The sequence below is a fragment of the Caldovatus sediminis genome (assembly GCF_014644455.1).
Lineage (GTDB): Bacteria > Pseudomonadota > Alphaproteobacteria > Acetobacterales > Acetobacteraceae > Caldovatus > Caldovatus sediminis.
The window spans coordinates 173,633-192,723 of the sequence record NZ_BMKS01000006.1; the positions used below are offsets into that span (position 1 = coordinate 173,633).

General features: G+C 74.4%; 18 protein-coding genes. 9 read left to right on the forward strand and 9 right to left on the reverse strand.

Translation table 11 applies throughout. The features are described from left to right. The first annotated feature begins 33 nt into the window (after positions 1-33). The 5 genes from IEX99_RS11920 (at position 34) to IEX99_RS11940 (ending at position 4,491) form a co-directional block, all read left to right on the forward strand. Positions 34-1,026, forward strand: a complete 993-nt coding sequence (locus IEX99_RS11920; protein ID WP_188900485.1) for a magnesium transporter CorA family protein — start codon at positions 34-36, stop codon at positions 1,024-1,026. A gap of 5 nt (positions 1,027-1,031) precedes the next feature. Continuing rightward, entirely contained in the window at positions 1,032-1,805 is a 774-nt protein-coding gene (locus IEX99_RS11925) for a hypothetical protein (protein ID WP_188900487.1), read from the forward strand. A 92-nt stretch (positions 1,806-1,897) separates the two neighbouring features. Continuing rightward, positions 1,898-2,869, forward strand: a complete 972-nt coding sequence (locus IEX99_RS11930) for an acetamidase/formamidase family protein (protein ID WP_188900489.1) — start codon at positions 1,898-1,900, stop codon at positions 2,867-2,869. Positions 2,870-3,049: 180 nt separating this feature from the next. Further along, positions 3,050-3,637, forward strand: a complete 588-nt coding sequence (locus IEX99_RS11935) for a GcrA family cell cycle regulator (RefSeq protein WP_188900491.1) — start codon at positions 3,050-3,052, stop codon at positions 3,635-3,637. 137 nt (positions 3,638-3,774) lie between these two features. Then, positions 3,775-4,491 (forward strand): class I SAM-dependent methyltransferase, encoded by a 717-nt coding sequence (locus IEX99_RS11940; RefSeq protein ID WP_188900493.1) that lies wholly within the window; start codon positions 3,775-3,777, stop codon positions 4,489-4,491. A gap of 13 nt (positions 4,492-4,504) precedes the next feature. On the opposite strand, the gene IEX99_RS11945 is transcribed toward IEX99_RS11940, so the two are convergent. From IEX99_RS11945 to IEX99_RS11955, 3 genes are read right to left on the reverse strand one after another with little or no spacing between them, the layout of a single operon-like run. Next, the gene (locus IEX99_RS11945; protein ID WP_188900495.1) at positions 4,505-5,971 is read right to left on the reverse strand and encodes an ATP-binding protein; all 1,467 of its coding nucleotides are present in this window, start codon (positions 5,969-5,971) and stop codon (positions 4,505-4,507) included. Further along, a complete protein-coding gene (locus tag IEX99_RS11950) occupies positions 5,971-6,702 on the reverse strand; it encodes a response regulator (protein ID WP_188900497.1) in 732 nt (243 codons plus the stop codon). Before IEX99_RS11950 ends, IEX99_RS11945 begins: the two co-directional genes overlap by 1 nt. Next, positions 6,699-7,316, reverse strand: coding sequence for a MarR family winged helix-turn-helix transcriptional regulator (locus tag IEX99_RS11955; protein ID WP_188900499.1), 618 nt, complete (start codon positions 7,314-7,316; stop codon positions 6,699-6,701). Before IEX99_RS11955 ends, IEX99_RS11950 begins: the two co-directional genes overlap by 4 nt. A gap of 122 nt (positions 7,317-7,438) precedes the next feature. Here IEX99_RS11955 and IEX99_RS11960 point away from each other — a divergent pair, with 122 nt between their 5' ends. Continuing rightward, entirely contained in the window at positions 7,439-8,341 is a 903-nt protein-coding gene (locus IEX99_RS11960; protein WP_188900501.1) for a branched-chain amino acid aminotransferase, read from the forward strand. Between the two features lie 90 nt (positions 8,342-8,431). Here IEX99_RS11960 and IEX99_RS11965 read toward each other — a convergent pair whose 3' ends face one another. Together IEX99_RS11965 and IEX99_RS11970 are read right to left on the reverse strand one after the other, a co-directional pair. Continuing rightward, positions 8,432-9,193 (reverse strand): sulfite exporter TauE/SafE family protein, encoded by a 762-nt coding sequence (locus tag IEX99_RS11965; protein ID WP_188900503.1) that lies wholly within the window; start codon positions 9,191-9,193, stop codon positions 8,432-8,434. 109 nt (positions 9,194-9,302) lie between these two features. Continuing rightward, complete coding sequence (locus IEX99_RS11970) at positions 9,303-10,292, reverse strand: Bug family tripartite tricarboxylate transporter substrate binding protein (RefSeq protein ID WP_188900505.1); 990 nt, start codon at positions 10,290-10,292, stop codon at positions 9,303-9,305. Positions 10,293-10,645: 353 nt separating this feature from the next. Between IEX99_RS11970 and phbB the strand changes: the two genes are divergently transcribed. Continuing rightward, positions 10,646-11,368 (forward strand): acetoacetyl-CoA reductase, encoded by a 723-nt coding sequence (phbB, locus tag IEX99_RS11975; RefSeq protein WP_188900507.1) that lies wholly within the window; start codon positions 10,646-10,648, stop codon positions 11,366-11,368. A gap of 98 nt (positions 11,369-11,466) precedes the next feature. On the opposite strand, the gene IEX99_RS11980 is transcribed toward phbB, so the two are convergent. The 4 genes from IEX99_RS11980 to IEX99_RS11995 form a co-directional block, all read right to left on the reverse strand. After that, positions 11,467-12,264, reverse strand: a complete 798-nt coding sequence (locus IEX99_RS11980) for a calcium-binding protein (protein WP_188900509.1) — start codon at positions 12,262-12,264, stop codon at positions 11,467-11,469. 639 nt (positions 12,265-12,903) lie between these two features. Next, positions 12,904-14,502, reverse strand: coding sequence for an ABC transporter substrate-binding protein (locus IEX99_RS11985; protein WP_188900510.1), 1,599 nt, complete (start codon positions 14,500-14,502; stop codon positions 12,904-12,906). Positions 14,503-14,728: 226 nt separating this feature from the next. After that, a complete protein-coding gene (locus IEX99_RS11990; protein ID WP_229677973.1) occupies positions 14,729-15,193 on the reverse strand; it encodes a PaaI family thioesterase in 465 nt (154 codons plus the stop codon). Between the two features lie 169 nt (positions 15,194-15,362). Beyond that, positions 15,363-16,100 (reverse strand): IclR family transcriptional regulator, encoded by a 738-nt coding sequence (locus IEX99_RS11995; RefSeq protein WP_229677974.1) that lies wholly within the window; start codon positions 16,098-16,100, stop codon positions 15,363-15,365. A 206-nt stretch (positions 16,101-16,306) separates the two neighbouring features. On the opposite strand from IEX99_RS11995, the gene IEX99_RS12000 reads away from it, so the two are divergent. Next, entirely contained in the window at positions 16,307-17,881 is a 1,575-nt protein-coding gene (locus IEX99_RS12000; protein ID WP_188900514.1) for an acyl-CoA synthetase, read from the forward strand. 25 nt (positions 17,882-17,906) lie between these two features. Next, positions 17,907-19,067: an FAS1-like dehydratase domain-containing protein gene (locus IEX99_RS12005; protein ID WP_188900516.1), complete on the forward strand. Its 1,161-nt coding sequence runs from the start codon at positions 17,907-17,909 to the stop codon at positions 19,065-19,067. Positions 19,068-19,091 lie beyond the last annotated feature (24 nt).

Here is a 19,091-nt window from a genome sequence, read left to right on the forward strand (position 1 = left end):
CCGCCCGTCCCGTCGAGGGAGCCTGTCCGCCGCATGATGACGACCTGGACCGTGCAGGACGGACGGCCGGTGCTGCGCGAGGGGCCGGAAGGCATCGCCGCCCTCGCCTCGGGCTGCCGCCCCGTCTGGGTGGACCTCGTCGGTCCCACGCCGGAGGAGGAGCGCGCGGTGCAGGGGGCGCTGCGGCTCGAGATCCCGACGCGGGAGGAGATGCAGGAGATCGAGAGCTCCTCGCGCCTCTACAGGGAGGGCGAGGCGCTGTTCCTCACCGCGCCCTTCCTCCACGGCATGGAGACGGGCGAGTACGGCTCGACCGCCATCACCTTCGTGCTCACCGCCGAGACGCTGGTCACGGTGCGCCACGCCACGCCGAAGGCGTTCTCCGTCTTCATGGCGCGGGCGCAGCGCCATCCGGGGCTGCTCGCCTCGGCCGACGCGGTGATGCTGCACCTGTTCGAGCAGGTGGTGGACCGCCTCGCCGACATCCTCGAGCGCATCGCCGCCGACATGGACCGCGCGAGCAGGCTCGCCTTCGGCACCGCGCGGGCGCAGGTGAAGGCGTCGCGCAAGGACGCCGACCTCAAGGAGGTGCTGATCACCCTCGGCCAGGTGGGCGAGGTGACGACGCGCGCCTCGGAGACGCTGCTCGGCCTCTCGCGCATCCTTACCTTCGTGGGCGCGGAGAAGGCGACGGCGGTGCGCCGCGAGAACCAGGGGCTGATCAAGACGCTGGTGCGCGATGTGCGCTCGCTCGTCGAGCACGCGAACTTCCTGAACAGCAAGGCGAACTTCCTGCTCGACGCGGTGCTCGGCATCATCAATGTCGAGCAGAACGAGATCATCAAGACCTTCACGGTGGCCGCGGTCGCGCTCATGCCGCCGACGCTGATCGCCAGCATCTACGGGATGAACTTCCAGGTGATGCCGGAGCTGCGGTGGGAGATCGGCTATCCGCTGGCGCTGCTGCTGATGGTCATCTCGGCGGTGGTGCCGATCTACTACTTCCGGCGCAAGGGCTGGCTCTGAGCGGCATGCGCGGGAGTGTCGCGCGGGCGCTCGCCGCGCTCGGGGCGGTCGCCGCGGCGATGGTGCCGGCGGCGGAGGTTCCGCCGGCCCGCGCGCAGCCGGGCGCGGCGGCGCCTGCCGAGGTTGCGCCGCGCCCGGCCGGCGGCGTGCCGCGGCCGGCGCCTGCCTGTCCGCCGCGCGCGCCGCGCGTGCGCGTCGTGCTCGAGGATCCGGAGCCTACGCTGCTCATCGGGGCCGGCGTGGACGAGCTGCACGGGGAGAGCCGCGAGCCGCGCACGCCGCGGCTGCACCACCTCGCGCTCACCACCTCGCGCGTGGACTGGCGGAGCGAGGTCACCGCGCACTACGCCCGGGCGCCGGAGGGCGGGCCGGTCTGCGCGGTGATCGGCACGCTGACGCTGCACCTCGTGCATGCCGAGCACGTCATCCGCCTCGCGCGCGAGATCCCGGAGGGCGGCTGCCTGTGGCGCGCGGTGCTGGCGCATGAGCGTCGCCACGTCGCGGTGAACCGGCGCGCGCTGCGCTCCGCGGCGCGGCGGCTGCATGCGGTCGCCAAGGAATGGGCGAGGCGCGCGGAGGCGCGCGCCCCGGACGTCGAGGGCGCGGTCACCGCGCTGCAGGAGCGGCTGCGCCGCGCCATCGAGCCGACGCTCGCCGCCATGCGGGCGGAGCGCGAGCGCGGCCACCGTGCGATCGACACGCCGGAGGAGTACGACCGCCTGGCGCGGATCTGCCCCGCCGATCAGGCGGTGCTGAACGAGCGGCTGGAGGCGCGCTGAGCGCCCGCCCTGACCCGCGGCGCGCCGGCCCACCGTCCTTTCGCTTCCCCTGGCGCCGCCTTTCGAGGCACTCTGACCGCAGGAGTTCGCCCATGCCCGAGACCCACACCATCCCGGCCACGCCCGAGACCGTCCGCTGGGGTGCCTTCGACGCGTCCTTCCCGCCGGTGGCCACCGTCGCCTCCGGCGACCTCGTCGTCCTCGAATGCGTCTCCGGCGGGCCGGAGGTGCTGCCGCCGCGCGAGGCGATGCTCGCGGTGCATCCCGCGCTGCCGCGCATCCACGCCGCCTGCCCGCGGCTCGGCGCGCACATCATCACCGGGCCCGTCGCGGTCGAGGGCGCCGAGCCGGGCGACGCGCTGCGCGTGGACATCGAGAAGATCGAGCTCGGCGCCGACTGGGGCTACTGCGGCTTCCGCCCGCTCGTCGGCACGCTGCCCGAGGACTTCCCCTTCCGCCGCGTGCTGCACATCCCGGTGGACCGCGAGCGGCGGGTCTGCCGGCTCCCCTTCGGCCCGCGCGAGGGCGGGACGGAGCTGCACCTCGCGCCCTTCTTCGGCGTGATGGGCGTCGCGCCGCCGCGCGACTGGGGCCAGATCAACACCAAGGAGCCGCGCGCGCACGGCGGCAACCTCGACAACAAGGAGCTCGTCGAGGGCACGACCCTGTGGCTGCCGGTCTGGACCGAGGGGGCGCTGTTCTCCGCCGGCGACGGGCACGGCGTGCAGGGCGACGGCGAGGTCTGCATCAACGCGCTGGAGATGTGCCTGACCGGCCATTTCCGGCTCACCCTCGAGAAGGGCGGCGGGCCGCGGGAGCCGGCGCTGCGCTTCCCGCGCGCGGAGACGCCGACGCACTACGTCAGCATGGGGATGAACGAGGATCTCGACCTTGCCATGAAGCAGGCGCTGCGCGAGATGATCGCCTTCATCGTCGCGCGCACCAACCTCTCGGCCGCGGACGCCTACCAGTTCTGCTCGCTCGCGGTGGACTTCCGGGTGACGCAGACGGTGAACGGCGAGAAGGGCGTGCACGGCATGCTGCGCAAGGGGCTGCTGTTCTGACGCGCCGCCGCCCCCGCTGCCCGGCCGCCCCGGGGCGGGCGCCCGGGCCGCCGCGGCGCGACCGATTGCGGATCATGGGTTTTCCACAACTTTTCGCGTGTCACGCGGTATCCAGAACTTGTGGAGTCCCTGTGCGTTCCCCTACCGTATCTAGTGGTCGGGGGGTCAGGGAGGCCAGCCATGGAATGGTCGGTCGAGGCGATTGACAGGCTGCGGGTGCTGTGGGCCGAAGGGCTATCCACGGCCGAGATCGGTCGCCGGATGGGGGTGTCGAAGAACGCGGTCGTCGGCAAGGCGCATCGGCTGAACCTGCCGGCGCGGCCGAGTCCGATCCGCCGCGATCCGTCCGCGCCGCGGGTGGCGGCGGCGCCGGGTCCGGCGGCGCGGACGGCGGCGTCCTGCGCGCCGGCGGTTGCGCCGCGGCAGGCGCCCGGCGGCGCGTCGGGAATGGCGGCGGCGGGAGGGGGCCTCGCGGAGCGGGGGAGCGGCGGGACCTCGCCCGCAGCGGGCCCGATCGGCCGTGGGCGCGCCGCGGTTCCGGTCGCGCGGGCCACCGCCGTGGCGACGGCGGTGCCGCCGGCGGCCGTGGTGCGCAGCTTTCCGCGCCTTGGCGGGACGACGCGCAGTTGCTGCTGGCCGATCGGCGAGCCGGGCACGCCGGAGTTCCGCTTCTGCGGCGGCGAGGCGATGCCGGGCAAGCCCTATTGCGCCGAGCACGCCGCGGTGGCGTATGTGAGGGCGCGCGACCGGCGCGAGGACGCAGCCTAGGCCCGCCGGGGCCGCGCCGGTCCGTCCTCCGCTGGCCTGCCGGCGGAGGGCCGGAACGTTCCTCCCGCGCAGCGGAGAAGGGCCGCGCTTGCGTGGGAAGCCCGGTTGGTCTAGCGCGTGCGCATTCGGGGGAATGCATGGCGGCCAGTCAGTCGCAGCGGCATCGCCGGTCCGACGGAGGGCACCCGCGCGCCGCGCTCGATGCCAAGGCGGTGCGGGAAGCCTACCGGCGCTGGGCCGGCATCTACGATTCCGTCTTCGGCGGCGTCTCGGCGGCCGGCCGGCGGCGGGCCGTGGAGGCCGTGAACCGGCTCGCCATGCCCGGCGGGCGGCTGCGGGTGCTCGAGGTTGGCGTCGGCACCGGCCTCGCCCTGCCGCACTACCGCCGCGACATCGAGGTGGTCGGCATCGACCTCTCGCGCGAGATGCTCGAGCGGGCACGCGAGCGCGTCGCCAGGGAGCGGCTCGTCCATGTGTGCGGCCTGCTCGAGATGGACGCCGAGCGCATGGCCTTCCGCGACGGCGCCTTCGACGTGGCGGTGGCGATGTTCACCGCGAGCGTGGTGCCCGACGCCAAGCGCCTGTTCGCCGAGATGGCGCGCGTGGTGCGGCCGGAAGGCACCCTGCTCTTCGTCAACCACTTCGCCGTCGAGTCCGGCCTGCGCTGGTGGATGGAGCGCAGCATGGCGCCGCTCGCCCGCGTGCTGGGCTGGCATCCGGACTTCAAGCTCACCGACCTGCTCGATCCGGCGCAGGTGCCGGTCGAGGCGATCGAGCCCTGCCCGCCCGCCGGGCTGTTCAGCCTGGTGCGCGTGCGCAACCTCGGCGCGCCGGCAGTGCGGGCGGCCGCCTGACGGCGGCCCCTCCTCACACCGGCAGCCGCACCCGCGCGCGCAGGCCGCCGAGCGGGCTCTGCTCCAGCACGATGTCCCCGCCATGGGCGCGTGCGATGTCGCGCGCGATGGCGAGGCCGAGCCCGGTGCCGCCGGCCGAGAAGCTGGCGAACGGCCGGAACGCCTGCTCCCGCGCCTCGGCCGGGATGCCGGGGCCGTCGTCGTCCACCGTGACCTGCGCCCAGGCCTCGCCCACCCTGGCGTCGCCGTCCTCGTCCTCGGCCCGCGGCACGCGCGCAACCGCGACCGCGATGCAGCGCGCGTGCTTGCGCGCATTGTCGAGCAGGTTGCCGATGCAGCGGCGCAGCGCGTCCTGGCGCAGCGGCATGACCAGCGGCTCCGGCGGCACGTGCACCGCGACCTCGGCGCCGTCGCGCCGCGCCCGCGCCGCCACGTCCTCGACGATGCGCACCAGGTCGGCCTCGACCACCTGCTCGGTCCCCTCGCCGCGGGCGAAGGCGAGGTAGGCGGCGACCATCCGCTCCATCTCCTCGACGTCCTGGGTGAGCGCCGCGACGTCGTCCTGCCCCTCGCCGCCTCCTGCCGCGCCGCGGCCCGGCAGCATGGCGAGGGCGAGGCGCATGCGGGTGAGCGGCGTGCGCAGGTCGTGGCTGATGCCGGCCAGGAGCTCGGTGCGCTGCGTGACGAAGCGGCGGATGCGCGCCTGCATGGCGTTGAAGGCGCTGGCGGCCTGGCGCACCTCGGTCGCGCCCTCGGGCTTGATCGGGCCGATGTCGCGGCCGAGGCCGAACGCCTCCGCCGCCATCGCGAGGCGCCGGATGGCGCGCACCTGGTTCTTCATGAACAGTGCGGCGACGACGAACAGGATCAGCGACGAGCCGACCAGCCAGATCACGAACAGGTAGAGCGTGCTGGCGAACAGCCGCTTGCGCGGCGCCTCCACGTGCAGCACGCCGTCCGGGAGCTGCACCCGGATGATCACGCTGCGCGGGTCGCTCTGCCAGTCGGTGTCGAAGGGGCGGCGCACGCGCTCGCGCAACGCGGCGTCGAGATCGCCCTCGAGCGGCAGCAGCGGCAGCGAGGCGCCGCGCTGCGCCGGCGGGCCGAGCGTCGCCCCGTCCTCGAAGGCCAGGGTGAGGTCGAGGCGCCACGCCGCCTGGCGGAAGATCCACGCGCGTTCCTCGCGGAGCCCCTCGCGCGACAGCAGCTCCACGACGATCCCGACGTCGCCCGCGACGCCGGCGGCGAGGCGGCGGGAGATCACGTCGAGGTGGCTGCCGTAGAAGACCTGCAGCGCCACCGCCTGGAGGATCACCAGCGGCAGCAGGATGATCAGCAGGCTCCGCCCGAGCAGGCCACGCGGCACCAGCACGCGCAGCAGCCGCGCCAGCGGGCGGGCGCGGAGGGCGAGGCCCGGGGCGGCGATCCCCGCCGTCGCGCCGCGGTCGCCGGCCGTGCCGCGGTCGGCGGCCGCGCGCATCACGGCCCCGGCCGCAGCACGTAGCCGCGGTGGCGGATGGTCTGGAGGAAGCGGGGCTCGCGCGGGTCCGGCTCGATCTTGCGGCGCAGGCGGGTCACCTGCACGTCGATCGCGCGCTCGCCGGCCTCGGGGGTGCCGAGGGCGGCGGCGATCTCCTCGCGCGCCAGCACCTCGCCGGCGCGGCGCGCCAGGGCGGCGAGCAGCGCCGCCTCGCCGCCGGTGAGGCGCACCGGGCCGTCCGGGCCGCGCAGCTCCGCCCGCTCGGGGTCGAACCAGAGGAGGCCGAGCTGGATCGGCGCCGCCGGCGTGGCGGCGGCCGGCGGCGCGGCGCGCCGCAGGATAGTGCGGATGCGCAGCGCCAGCTCCCGCGGGTCGAAGGGCTTGGGCAGGTAGTCGTCCACGCCGTGCTCGAAGCCGGCGATGCGGTCGTCCGGCTCGCCGCGCGCGGTGAGCATCAGGATCGGGACGTCGTGGCCCGCGCGGCGCAGCGACTCGGTCAGGGCGAGGCCGGACTCGCCCGGCATCATCACGTCCAGCACGATCAGGTCGAAGGCGAAGGAGGCGAGCGCGGCGCGCGCCGCGGCGGCGTCGGCCGCGGCGGTGACGCGGAAGCCCTGTTCGGCGAGGAAGCGCTGCAGCAGCGCCCGCAGCCGCGCGTCGTCGTCCACCACCAGGAGGTGGGGAGCCTCGCCAGGGTCGGCGGTGGTAGGAACGGCGGCGGGAAGGTTCATCGGCGCGTCGGCCCGGCGGCGTTCGGTGCCTCGAGCCGGTCGAGCTGGGCGCGCGCCTCCGCGCCCATCAGGCCGCGCATCACGCGGCGGAAGCCCTCGACGGCGGCGGGGCCGGCCTCGCGGTAGGCGCGCATGATGGTCTCGCGCTGCCGCTCGAACAGGCGGCGCTCGAGCGCCGCGCCCTTCTCCGTCAGGGTCAGCAGGCGCTGGCGCCGGTCGCTCTGGCCGGGCGACTGGGTCACGTAGCCCTGCTCGACCAGCGGCGTCAGCACCCGCCCGAGCGACTGCTTGGTGATGCCGAGGATCGCCAGCAGTTCGCCCACGGTGATCCCGGGGCGCCGGCCGACGAAATGCAGCACGCGGTGGTGCGCGCGGCCCATGTCGAGTTCGGCGAGGAGGGCGTCGGCGCCGGCAGTGAACTCACGGTAGCCGAAATAGAGCAGGTCCTGGGCGAGGCGGAGCTCCTCCTCGCGCAGGAACAGGAGCTGGCGCCCGGCGGCGAGCGGCGCCGCGGGGCGCGCGGCGGTGCCGCCCGCCGCCGCCCCGCCCGGCGTTCCGCCGCCCTCGGTGCCGGCGGGCCCCGCTGCCACGCTGTCGCCCCTCTTGGCCGGCATGGGTGCCGCGCTCCCGGTTTTGGTCAGCATTATTGACACATCTCGAGGGCCGATCCTAACATGACCCGGCTGCGAGCAACGAAATTGCGCCGTTCAGGACGCATCTTTGGAGGACCGCCACCATGGCCCTGGTTCCCTACGACGATCGCGACGGCTGGATCTGGTGGGACGGCCGGATGGTTCCCTGGCGCGACGCCAAGCTGCACGTGCTGAGCCATGGGCTGCATTATGCCAGCGCCGTGTTCGAGGGCGAACGGGCCTATTCGGGCCACATCTTCAAGCTCCGCGCCCACACCGAGCGGCTGATCAACTCCGGCCGGCTGCTCGGCTTCGAGATCCCGTGGACGGCCGAGCAGATCGACGCCGCCTGCAAGGAGACCCTGGCGAGGAACGGCCTGACCGACGCCTATGTCCGCCCGATCGCCTGGCGCGGCCCGGAGGAGATGGGGGTCGCCGCCAAGGCCACCAAGATCCACATGGCGGTCGCGGCGTGGGAGTGGGGCGCCTATTTCGGGGTCGAGCAGCGGATGAAGGGGGTGCGGCTGGCGATCGCGGAATGGCGGCGCCCCGACCCGCGCACCGCGCCGACGGCGAGCAAGGCCGCCGGCCTCTACATGATCGGCACGCTGTCGAAGCACGCCGCCATGGACCAGGGCTGCGACGACGCGCTGATGCTCGACTGGAAGGGCGACGTGGCGGAATCCACCGGCGCCAACATCTTCTTCGCGATCGACGGCGCGCTGCACACGCCGACCCCGGTCTGCTTCCTCGACGGCATCACGCGGCGGACGGTGATGGGGCTCGCGCGCGCACGGCAGATCGCGGTGGTCGAGCGCACCATCGCGCCGGAGGAGATGGGGAAGGCGAGCGAGGTCTTCCTCGCCGGCACCGCCGCCGAGGTGACGCCGGTGCGCCAGATCGGCGACCTGACCTTCACGCCGGGCCGGATCACCGAGACGCTGATGAAGGACTACGACGCGCTCGTCCGCATGACGCCCGAGGAGGTCGAGAGGCGCGGCGCGTGACGGCGGGATGACGGGCGGCGGCGGCCGCGCCGGGCGAGGAGGTGCGCTGGGCCGCCGCCGCGCCGCGTCTGCGCGCGCCCGGCGGGGGCGTCACGGCGCGAAAGCGCGGGCGGCGAGGTAGAGGCCGAGCGCGAGCAGCGCCCCCTGCACCGCGCGACGGAACCAGAGCTCGGGCAGGCGGGTGCGCAGCCGCTGGCCCGCCGCCATGCCGAGAAAGGCCGGCGCCAGCCCGGCGAGCGCGGTGAGCCCGCTCTCGAGCGCGAGCATCCCGTGGCGCGCCAGCCCTGCCCCGAGCGGCAGCGTCACGGCCACCACGCCGAGGCCGAAGCCCTGCACGAACTGGGCGGGCGGCAGGCGCAGCGCCGCGAGCCAGGGCGCCGCCGGCATCAGGAAGCTTCCGGTGAGCCCGGCGAGGAGACCGGAGGCGCCGCCCATCACGGGGTGCAGCCAGCGCTCCCGGCGCGGCGCGGGCGGGCGCCACTGGGGGCCGAGCAGGGCAAGGCAGGACGCGCCGACGAGCAGCAGGCCGAGCAGTCCGGAGAGCAGCGCCGCGTCGGACCGGGCGAGCACGCCGACGCCGAACCAGGTGCCGACCGCGGCGGCGAGCGCGAAGGACCAGAGGCGCCGGAGCGTCGGCCACAGCGCCCCGCCGGCGAGGGCCTGCCAGACATTGGTCGCGAAGGCCGGGAGCAGGACCAGGGCCATCGCGTCCGGCAGGCTGCGCGTCAGGGCGAGGACGCCGAGGGCGATGGTGGGCAGGCCGAACCCGGTGATGCCCTTGATCGCGCCTGCGAGCAGGAAGACCGCCCAGACGAGGGCCGCGTCGGCGAGGTCGGGGATCGGCGGGGGCATGCGCGTCGCAGTCTGCGGGGCGCGCGCGGCGGAGGCTTCCGCCGCGGCCGAAGCGCCGTTCCGGCCGCGCGGGCGGCCGGTCCGTCCCGCGCGGTGCCGTCGGCCTGCCTCAGTCGGCGCGCGCGCCGGAGATGCGGACCGCCTCCTGCCACATCGGGCGCTCGCGCTCGGCGCGCTCCGTCACCGCCTCCGGCGTGGACCAGGCGATCTGTGCCCCGGTGTCGAGGAAGCGGCGCTGCATCGCCGGATCCTCGGCGAGCGTCTTCAGCGCCGCGTTCAGCTTGTCCACGATCGGGCGCGGCGTGCCCGCCGGGAAGACGAAGCCCTGCCAGGAGGTGACGACGAAATCCGGGACCCCGGCCTCGACCATGGTCGGCACGTCGGGCAGCATCGGGAAGCGCACGGCCGAGGTGACGGCGAGCGCGCGCATCTGCCCGTCGCGGATGACCGCCATGTAGCTCGCGAGGTTGTCGAGGGCGAAGTCCACTTCGCCCTTCAGCATCACCGGGATCGCCTGCGCCGCGCCGCGGAAGGGCACGTGGATCGCCTCGTAGCCGGCGCGGGCGGCGAGCAGGGCGCCGGAGAGGTGTGGCGTGGTGCCGATGCCCGGCGAGGCGTAGGTGATCCCGCCGCGCTTCGCCTTCGCCCAGGCGATGAACTCGGCGAGGGTGCGCGAGGGGTTGTGCGCGCTCGGCACGACGGCGACGTTGGGCAGTTCCCAGGCGAGGGCGACGGGGGCGAAGTCGCGCTCCGGGTCGTAGGGCAGGCGGGAGTAGAGGTAGCGGTTGATGACGAGGTGCGCGACGGCGGCGATGCCGAGGGTGTAGCCGTCCGGCGCCGCCTTGGCGGTGGCCTCGATGCCGATGTTGCCGCCGGCGCCGGGGCGGTTCTCGACCACGAAGGTCTGGCCGAGCATGGACTGCAGGCGCTCGCAGTAGATGCGCACCAGGATGTCGGTCGAACCGCCCGGCGGCCAGGGTACGATGGCGCGCACCGGGCGGTTGGGCCAGTCGGTGCCCTGCGCGATGGCCGGCGCGGCGAGCGCGGCGCCGACGGCGCTGGCGGAGAGGATCGCGTGGCGGCGCGTGATGGGCGGCATGACGGCGCGTCTCCCGGATTGCGTTGCCGTCTGCATAGCGCGCGCGCGGCCGGGGGGCCAACGGCGAATGGCCGGGGAGCGGTCGGGGACGGGAGAAGAGGGCGGCGCGCCATGGCTGGCGCGCCGCGAGTTGGGGGAGGAAACGTCCAGGATACCCTCCGGACCGCCGCGGCGGCCCGAACTGGACAGCGGTCGGATAACGCGCGGGGCGGGGCGCGGGCTTTGATCCACCGCAAGGGCTCCACCGAATGTGCGCGGCAGCACGGCCCGCGCTTGCGGAGGAACCGGCTTGTCGCGCGACCCCGACCGGGGGTTTGCTGGTGCCCCGACAGGGACAGGGAGGGAGACCGATCATGGCACGCGTCGCACTCGTCACCGGCGGTCAGCGCGGCATCGGCGCGGCGATCAGCGAGGCGCTGAAGGCCGCCGGGCGGAAGGTGGTCGCCAGCTATGCCGGGAACGACGCCGCCGCGCAGGCCTTCACCGCGCGCACCGGCATCCCCTGCTACAAGTTCGACGTCGCCGACTTCGCCGAGTGCGAGGCGGCGGTGCGGCGGATCGAGGTCGAGGTCGGCCCGATCGAGATCCTGGTGAACAACGCCGGCATCACCCGCGACGCCACGATGAAGCGCATGACGCGCGAGATGTGGGACGAGGTGATCGACACCGATCTCGGCTCCTGCTTCAACATGTGCAAGCTGGTGTGGGAGGGCATGACGGCGCGCAGGTTCGGGCGCATCGTCAACGTCAGCTCGATCAACGGCCAGGCGGGCCAGTTCGGCCAGGTCAACTACGCCGCGGCGAAATCGGGCATCCTCGGCTTCACCAAGTCGCTCGCGCAGGAGGGGGCGCGGTCCAACGTCACGGTGAACACCATCGCGCCGGGGTACGTGGACACGGAGATGGTGCGCGCCGTGCCGGAGGACGTGCTGCAGAAGATCATCGCGCGCATCCCCGTCGGCCGGCTCGGGCGGGCGGAGGACATCGCCCGCGGCGTGGTGTTCCTGACCGCCGACGAGGCCGACTTCATCACCGGATCAACGCTATCCATCAACGGCGGGCAGCACATGTACTGAGTCGCGCGACGGCGGCCGTCGCCGGCGGGCTTCCGCACGGCGGAAGCGGGCCGCGGCGGCCGCGACGCGCGCCCCCGCCGCCCGGCGCCCGGGCGCCGTCAGCCGAGCAGCTGCTCCAGCGTCGCGTCCGCGACGCCGGCGAGGAACACCTGCCCTGGGCCCCCGCTCCAGCCCAGCCGCGTTCCGGCCACGCCGTCGAGCTCGTCGGCCATCACCCACGCCTCGCCGGCGGTCGGGCCGAGCAGGACGACGCGATCCACCCCCACCTCGAAATCGGCGATGACGTTCTCGCCGCGCTGCCAGGTCCGGAAGAGGAAGGTGTCGGCGCCTTCGCCGCCGGCGAGCAGGTCCGAGCCCGCGCCGCCGTCGAGCAGGTCGTCGCCGAGGCCGCCCTCGATCGAGTCGTCCCCCGGACCGCCGCGGATCGTGTCGTCGCCCCGGTTGCCGAGGATAATGTCGTTCCCGGCGCCGCTGGTCAGCAGGTCGTCGTCGCTCACGCCGGAGAACCGGATGTCGTTCACCCCGCCGATGAGGTAGTCGTCGCCGGCGCCGCCGTGCACGGTGTCGCCGCCGATCGCACCGAGCAGCGTGTCGTTCCCGACCCCGCCGAAGATCAGGTCGTTGCCGGCGCCGCCATCGGCGCGGTCGTCGCCGGCGCCGGCGCGGAGGGTGTCGCCGAGATTGCCGAAGGGCATGAAGGGCGAGGTCGGGAAGCCGCCGTAGAGCACGTCGTCGCCGGCGCCGCCGACGAGGAGGTTGCCGCCCTCGCCGCCCCAGACCGTGTCCGGTCCGCCGCGGCCGATCAGGACATCGTCGCCTGCGAGGCCCTTGATCAGGTCCGGTCCCATGGTGCCGGTGAGGCTGTCCGCCGCGGTGGTCCCGATGAGGATGGCCATGCCTGTCCTCTTCCTGGCCGCCCCCTTGGTCCTGTCGTGGCAGGAAGGGCGGTTACATTGATAGATTGAATATTAAGGGCAATATTCGATTAGTTATTATTAAACGGTCTGGCGCCCGAAGGATCACCAACCGGTCGGACACAACGGCGCGAGAGCCGGCCGCCGGCTCTCACCCCATGCGCTCCGCCACCCCGCCGGGCCGCCTGCTGCGAGGACGCAGGTGACCGGGGGGCGGTCGGAAGGGCAGTAGCGCACGATCGCGCGACCCGGGCGCGGCCGGTGCCGCGCGGAGGTTCCCGTTCCCCGGTCGGGGCCTCCGAACCGCTGTCCGGAGGGCGGCAGCCGCCGCTTCGGTCCGACGCCCGTCACGGCTCGCAACCCTGGCGACCGTCGCGCGGGCACGACCTGGCGGCCCCGTGGCGCCGACGCCGTGCCGTGCGAAGGGGCGGCGGAACGCCTCGGCGGACCAGGAGCGCCGGCGTGTCGCGCCGCCATGCGGCCCGGGGCGACGCGCTCGGGGCGACCCGCGGCTGGCGCATCGTTCAGGCGCGGCGGGGCAGAGCGACGCCGACCGGCGCCCCTCGCCTCGCGCGGGCGCGCCATCACCACGGCCGGGTCGCCCGGGCCCGGCCGCCGTTCCTATCCGCGCCGGACCGCGTGGGGCAGGAAGGCGCCGTTGTAGTAGGGGGTCACCGAGAGCGGCCGGCGCGCCGCATAGACGTAGGCGGGATGGTAGATCATGTGGATGATCGCGTCCTCGCCGATCGCGATCTCGGCGGCGCGGGCCAGCAGCGCGTTCCGCCTGGCGTCGTCCATCGTGGTCAGCGCCTCGGCGACCAGCGCGTCGGCGCGCGGGCTGGAGTGGCGCGTGCGGTTGGCGGTGCCGAGCCCGCGGTCGCGGTCGTAGGTGTGCACCAGCGCCCGATAGGCGTAGCTGACGTTGTCGGCGCCGTACTGCGCCGCCATCAGGCTGAAGGCCTGGCGCGCCGCCTGCGGGAAGTAGGCGGCGTTGGGCAGGGTCACGACCTCCGTCCGGACGCCGACCCGCGTCCAGAACTGCGCGATCGCCTGCGCCACCTTCTCGTCGTTCGGGTAGCGGTCGTTGGTGGCGTGCAGCGTCGCCCGGAAGCCGTTCGGGTAGCCGGCCTCGGCCAGCAGGCGGCGGGCCCGCTCCGGGTCGTAGGGCGCGACGCCGAGCGCGGCCGAGGTGCCGGGCGTGCCGGGCGGCAGCAGGTTGGAGGCCACCGTCGCGGCGCCCTCCATCACCCGGTCGACGATCGCGGCGCGGTTGATGGCGTAGGAGAGCGCCTGCCGCACCCGCACGTCCTTGAGCGGATTGCGCGTCATCGGCTGGCCGTTGGCGTCGCGGATGTGCGGCGTGACGTCGCGGTCCATGTCCATCGCCACGTACATCACGCGCATGCCGGCAGTCTGCGTGACGGTCAGCGCCTCGTCGCGCCGCAGCCGCGCGATGTCCTGCACCGTCACCTCGTCGATCGCCTGCACGTCGCCGGCGAGCAGCGCGGCCACCCGGCTGGCGTCGGAGGGGATCACCCGGAACTGCGCCTCCTCGAAGGCGGGCGCCGGCCCGAACCAGTGCGGGTTGCGCCGCATGGCGACGAACTCGCCGAAGCGGTAGTCGCTCAGCGTATAGGGGCCGGAGAAGATCCGGACGCGGCCCGCGTTGAAGTCGGCGGTCCTCAGCTCCTCGCCCAGCGCCCTGGAGATGACCGCGATCTCGGCCATGTCCTCGGCCATGAACGGATAGGGCTCGGCGGTGTGCAGGTGGAGCGTCCCGGCGTCCTTCACCTCGACGCGGGTGATGGCGCGGACGAAGATGTGGTAGGCGCCGGCCGAGCCCTCGATCCGCGGCACGCGCCGCAGGCTGAAGGCCACGTCCTCGGCGGTGAGCGGGCTGCCGTCGCTGAACCGCGCGCCGGGGCGCAGCCGGAATTCCCAGACGCGCCCGTCGCCGATCGGCCGCCAGCTCTCGGCGACGCCGGGCTCGGCCTTGCCCTCGGGCGACATGCCGACGAGCCGGGCGTGCAGCGCGCGCAGCAGGTTCTGCTCGCCGGCCAGCCGGAAGTGCGGGTCCATGGAGGTCGGGCTGAGCTTGATCCCGGCCCGCAGCGTGCCGCCGGCGGCATCGGCCTGCGCCCGCGCCACCAGGGGGCGCGCGCCTACCGCGGCGGCAAGGGTCGTGGCGCCGAGCGCCCTGAGGAACTCCGCCCGTTTCATGCGCCGCGTCCCTTTCCTCCGATGGCGGGCACGCGATCTTCCGCGCCGCCGGCGCGCCTTGCAAGCGCGGCGGGCGGCGGCGTCGGCCGCGGGCGGCGCCGCGCCCCCGCCGGGGCGCCGGATCGCCGGGGCACGGCGGGCCGGCCGGGCCGGATCCCGCCCGGTTCCCGGCGATCGCCCGGAAGCCGATCGCGGCCCGTGTCGCGGCGACGGAGCCGAGCCCCTCCTACCGGACGGCGGCGCTGCCCGAAGCCGCCGGCGCCCTCAGGAGCTTCCAGGTGGAGGTCGCGAAGGCGACCAGCGTGCCCTCGGCGTCGCGCGCCTCCGCCCGCAGGAACCAGGTGCCGCCGCGGCGCAATGCCTCGCCGCGGCAGACCACGCGGCCGCCGCGGACCGGCGCCAGGTACTGGACCTTCATCTCCAGCGTCGTGCCCGGCCCGCCGGCCTGGCGGTTGAGCAGGTGCCCCATGGCGATGTCGAGCGCCGTGGCGAGGACGCCGCCGTGCAGCGTGCCCTGGGGGTTGAACAGGAAGTCCGCGGCGTCGAAGGCGACCTCGCAGGCCTCGCCGGGGTAGGTGACCTCCAGGCCGAGGAGCCGGGCGAGGAAGAAGTCGCCGAAGGTCTCGCGCGTGCCGGCGGCGGCGCGCTCGAAGGCGGCGCGCGCCTTCGTCTGGTCAATGCGGCGATCCATCGGGTCCTCTCGAGCGGTGCGAAAGCGTCGGCGCACGGGCGGCCCGTGCGCGGGCCGAGGCGCGCATCATGCAGGCATCGCGTGCGCGGCGACACCGTCGCCGCGCCATCGGCGGCCTGGCCGGGGCCCACCCGGGAGCGGCCGCCCCGCGCCGCGGCGCCGGCCCGCGTCATGCGCCGCGCAGCCGGCGCGAAAGGTCGCCCGCCAGCGCCTTGAGCTCTTCGCCGAGCCTGGCGTAGCCGATCCGGCGCAGCTGCTCGCTCACGCCGACGACGACCAGCGCGTGCGAGACCGGGCCGCGCAGCGCGACCGGTGCTGCGATCACCGTCACGCCCGCGATGTAGCGGCCCTCGTCCACGGCGTAGCCCGCGGCCCGCGCGGCCTCGACGTCGGCGCGCCATTGCGCCGGGCTCGGCGGATCGTCCCAGCGCAGCGCACGGAAGCGCCGCTCGATCTCCGGCCAGGGATGGCCGCCGAAGGCGGCGATGCAGCGGCCGGTGGCGCTGATCAGCGCCGGGTAGCGGCTGCCCACGTCCACCTGCAGGCGGAGCGCCTGGCCCGGCCGCGCCAGGGCGACCACCACGATGTGCTCGAGACCGCTCGCCTCGACGCCGATTGCGGTGACCCCGTGCCGGGAGGCGATCGCGTCGAGGATCGGCTGGGCGAGGTTCGCGAAGCCGTCGTGCCGCAGCATCCCGCGGGCGAGCGAGACGACCCCGCTGGCGAGCCGGTAGCGCTTCGTCTCCGGGTCGAAGGAGACGAGTTCCTCCGCGGCGAGCGCCCGCAGGATGTGCAGGCAGGTGCTGGGCACCAGCCCGAGGGCGCGCGCGACGGCGTGAACGCCGAGCGGCGTGCCGCTGCGCGACAGCAGCCGGAGGATCGCGACCGCGCGCGTTACGGCCGGCACGGCGCGGATCGCGGCGGCCGTGGAAGGCCGCGCGGCCGCCGCCGCGGCGCGCGCCGGCGGCGCCTCCGTCCGGCGTGCGGCATGCGGTGCGGGGTCGCTGCGGTCTCTCGCGCTCATGTTGTCTATATACAACAAAACGATGCATTTGACAACATCTCGGCCATCCTTAGGATCGCCCGAGGGCAGCCGCACCGCGTCGAGGTCCGATGGCGAAGCTCACCGACAGCAGCGACTACGCCTTCGCGCAGGCGAATTTCTCCCCGGAGCGGCTGTGGGAGTTCTTCGACGGCGACCGCGCCTCGCTGAACATCGCCCATGAGTGCGTCGACCGCCACGCGGCGGGCGACGGCGACCGCATCGCAATTCGCATCGCCCACGCCGACGGCCGCGACGAGGCCCTCACCTTCCGCGCCGTCGCCGAGGCCTCCTCGCGCTTCGCCCACTGGCTCGCGGCGCGCGGCGTCGCGCGCGGCGACCGCGTGGCGGTGATGCTGGAGCCGTCGCTCCCCTTCTACGCCGCGCTGTTCGGCGCGATGAAGCGCGGCGCCGTCGCGGTGCCGCTGTTCACCCTGTTCGGCCCCGAGGGCGTGCGCCTGCGCGTCGCCGACTGCGCGCCGAGGCTGCTGCTCGCCGGCGCGGAGAAGGCGGCGGAGCTGGCGGGCGGCATGCCGGGCCTCGAGACGGTCGTCGCCGACGCGGCGCTGATGGCCGCGCTGGAGCGCTTCCCCGCGACCTGGCGCGCCGACACGCGCCCCGAGGACATGGCGCTGTTCCAGTACACCTCGGGCACGACGCGCGAGCTGCCGGAGGCGGTGAGGCACACCCACCGCGCCATCGTCGTGCTGATGGCCGCGGCGCTCTACGGCACCGGCGTCCGGCCCGGCGACGTGTTCTTCTGCCCCTCCTCGCCGGCCTGGGGGCACGGGCTCGCGCACGGCACCCTGGCGCCGCTCGCGCTCGGTGTGACGACCGGGACCTGCGCCGGGAAGTTCGATCCGGTGCGGCTGATGCGGGCGCTGCAGGACTACGGCGTCACCAACCTCTCCGCCGCCGCGACGCACTACCGGATGATGCGCACCTGCGGCCGCGCCGGCGAGTTCCGCTTCGCGATCCGCAAGCTCTCCTTCACCGGCGAGCCGATGGACGGCGAGACCGCGCGCTTCGTCGAGGCGACCTTCGGCGTCCCCGCCTGCAGCATGTACGGCACGACCGAGGTCGGGGTGATCCTGGTGAACTACCCGGGGGCGACCGACTTCGCCGTGAAGCCGGGCTCGCTCGGCAAGCCGGTGCCGGGCCTCCGGGTGGAGGTGCAGCGCCCCGACGGCATGCCCTGCGCGCCCGGCGAGGTCGGCGAGATCAAGGTGCTGCGTCGCGGCGCCTGGGTGCCCACCAAGGATCTCGGGCGTGTGGACGAGGACGGCCACTTCTGGCACGCGGGGCGCGCGGACGACGTGATCATCTCCGCCGGCTGGACGATGAGCCCGGTCGAGATCGAGGACGTGCTGCTGAAGCACCCCGACGTGAAGGAGGCCGCCGCGATCGGCGTGCCCGATCCGGTGCGCGGGCAGGTGGTCAAGGCCTTCGTCGTCAGCCGCGGCCGCGCCGGCGACGAGGAATTCGCCCGCGCGCTGCAGGACTTCACCCGCGAGCGCCTCAGCCGGCACGAGTATCCCCGCCAGGTCGCCTTCGTGGCGGAGCTGCCGAAGACCCCGGCGGGCAAGATCAACCGCAAGGCGCTGCGCGAGGCCGAGGCCGCCGCCGCAGCGGCCGCGACCGCCTGAACCGAGCCACGAGGACCGACCGCCGATGTCCGCCGCCGCCAGCGCCGCCGCACCCGGCACCCGCCTGTTCCCGCGCATCACCGACGAGGCGCTCGACGCGCTGCGCGCGCGCATCGGCAGGCGCATCGAGAACTCGATCGAGCCCTGGTGCCACGAGGCGACGCGCGACAACATCCGCCACTACGCCCACGGCATCGGCGACGACAACCCGCTCTGGTGCGACCCCGACTACGCGGCGCGGAGCGCCTTGGGCGGCATCGTCGCGCTGCCGAGCTTCCTGTTCGCCACCAGCCGCATCGTCTCCGGCTACGTCGGCGGCCTGCCGGGCGTGCACGCCATGTGGGCCGGCGCCGACTGGACCTGGCACCGCTGGGTCCGGCGCAACGAGACGATCACCACCGAGGCCTGGCTGAAGGAGCTGGTCGAGCACCGGACGAGCTTCGCCGGCCGCTCCATCCAGCAGGTCTACCACGTGCGCTTCTTCGGCGACGGCGGCGACCTCGTCGCCGAGGCCGACAGCTGGTGCTTCCGCACCGACCGCGACGCCGCGCGGGAGGAGGGCACCAAGTACCGCGAGCTGAGGCGCAAGCCGCCGCGCCGCTACACCGAGGAGGAGCTGGCCCGCGTCTGGCGCCTCTACGCGGAGGAGCGCCCGCGCGGCGCGACGCCGCGCTACTTCGAGGACGTGCAGGTCGGGGATGCGCTGCCCACCATGCCGAAGGGGCCGATGACGGTGACCGGCTTCATCGCCTTCGCGCAGGGCTGGGGCGGGCTCTACATCCGCGCCAACCGCCTCGCCTGGAAGCAGATCCAGGCCCATCCCGGCCTCGGCATCCCGAACCGCTTCGGCATCCCCGACTGCCCGGAGCGCGTGCACTGGGAGCCGGAGATGGCGCATCTCGTCGGCGCCCCCGGGGCCTACGACTACGGGCCGGAGCGCTGCTCCTGGCTGACCCACCAGCTCACCGACTGGATGGGCGACACCGGCTTCCTGGTGCGCGCGACCTGCAGGCTGCGCCGCCACAACCCGGAGGGCGACCTGCTGTTCATAGACGGCAGGGTGACGGGCAAGCGCGTCGAGAACGGCCGCCACCTGGTCGAGATCGCGCAGGAGGCGCGCAACCAGGACGGCGAGCTTTCCGCCGTCGGCACCGGCCTCGTCGCGCTGCCCTCGCGCGCCGGCTAGCAGCGACGACAAGGATAAAGGAGG

Bases quoted from the DNA above. Each gene is read 5' to 3' on its own strand.
- IEX99_RS11920 (WP_188900485.1), top strand. From the start codon at position 34: ATGATGACGACCTGGACCGTGCAGGACGGACGGCCGGTGCTGCGCGAG.
- IEX99_RS11925 (WP_188900487.1), top strand. From the start codon at position 1,032: ATGCGCGGGAGTGTCGCGCGGGCGCTCGCCGCGCTCGGGGCGGTCGCC.
- IEX99_RS11930 (WP_188900489.1), top strand. From the start codon at position 1,898: ATGCCCGAGACCCACACCATCCCGGCCACGCCCGAGACCGTCCGCTGG.
- IEX99_RS11935 (WP_188900491.1), top strand. From the start codon at position 3,050: ATGGAATGGTCGGTCGAGGCGATTGACAGGCTGCGGGTGCTGTGGGCC.
- IEX99_RS11940 (WP_188900493.1), top strand. From the start codon at position 3,775: ATGGCGGCCAGTCAGTCGCAGCGGCATCGCCGGTCCGACGGAGGGCAC.
- IEX99_RS11945 (WP_188900495.1), bottom strand. From the start codon at position 5,971: ATGCGCGCGGCCGCCGACCGCGGCACGGCCGGCGACCGCGGCGCGACG.
- IEX99_RS11950 (WP_188900497.1), bottom strand. From the start codon at position 6,702: ATGAACCTTCCCGCCGCCGTTCCTACCACCGCCGACCCTGGCGAGGCT.
- IEX99_RS11955 (WP_188900499.1), bottom strand. From the start codon at position 7,316: ATGCCGGCCAAGAGGGGCGACAGCGTGGCAGCGGGGCCCGCCGGCACC.
- IEX99_RS11960 (WP_188900501.1), top strand. From the start codon at position 7,439: ATGGCCCTGGTTCCCTACGACGATCGCGACGGCTGGATCTGGTGGGAC.
- IEX99_RS11965 (WP_188900503.1), bottom strand. From the start codon at position 9,193: ATGCCCCCGCCGATCCCCGACCTCGCCGACGCGGCCCTCGTCTGGGCG.
- IEX99_RS11970 (WP_188900505.1), bottom strand. From the start codon at position 10,292: ATGCCGCCCATCACGCGCCGCCACGCGATCCTCTCCGCCAGCGCCGTC.
- phbB (WP_188900507.1), top strand. From the start codon at position 10,646: ATGGCACGCGTCGCACTCGTCACCGGCGGTCAGCGCGGCATCGGCGCG.
- IEX99_RS11980 (WP_188900509.1), bottom strand. From the start codon at position 12,264: ATGGCCATCCTCATCGGGACCACCGCGGCGGACAGCCTCACCGGCACC.
- IEX99_RS11985 (WP_188900510.1), bottom strand. From the start codon at position 14,502: ATGAAACGGGCGGAGTTCCTCAGGGCGCTCGGCGCCACGACCCTTGCC.
- IEX99_RS11990 (WP_229677973.1), bottom strand. From the start codon at position 15,193: ATGGATCGCCGCATTGACCAGACGAAGGCGCGCGCCGCCTTCGAGCGC.
- IEX99_RS12000 (WP_188900514.1), top strand. From the start codon at position 16,307: ATGGCGAAGCTCACCGACAGCAGCGACTACGCCTTCGCGCAGGCGAAT.
- IEX99_RS12005 (WP_188900516.1), top strand. From the start codon at position 17,907: ATGTCCGCCGCCGCCAGCGCCGCCGCACCCGGCACCCGCCTGTTCCCG.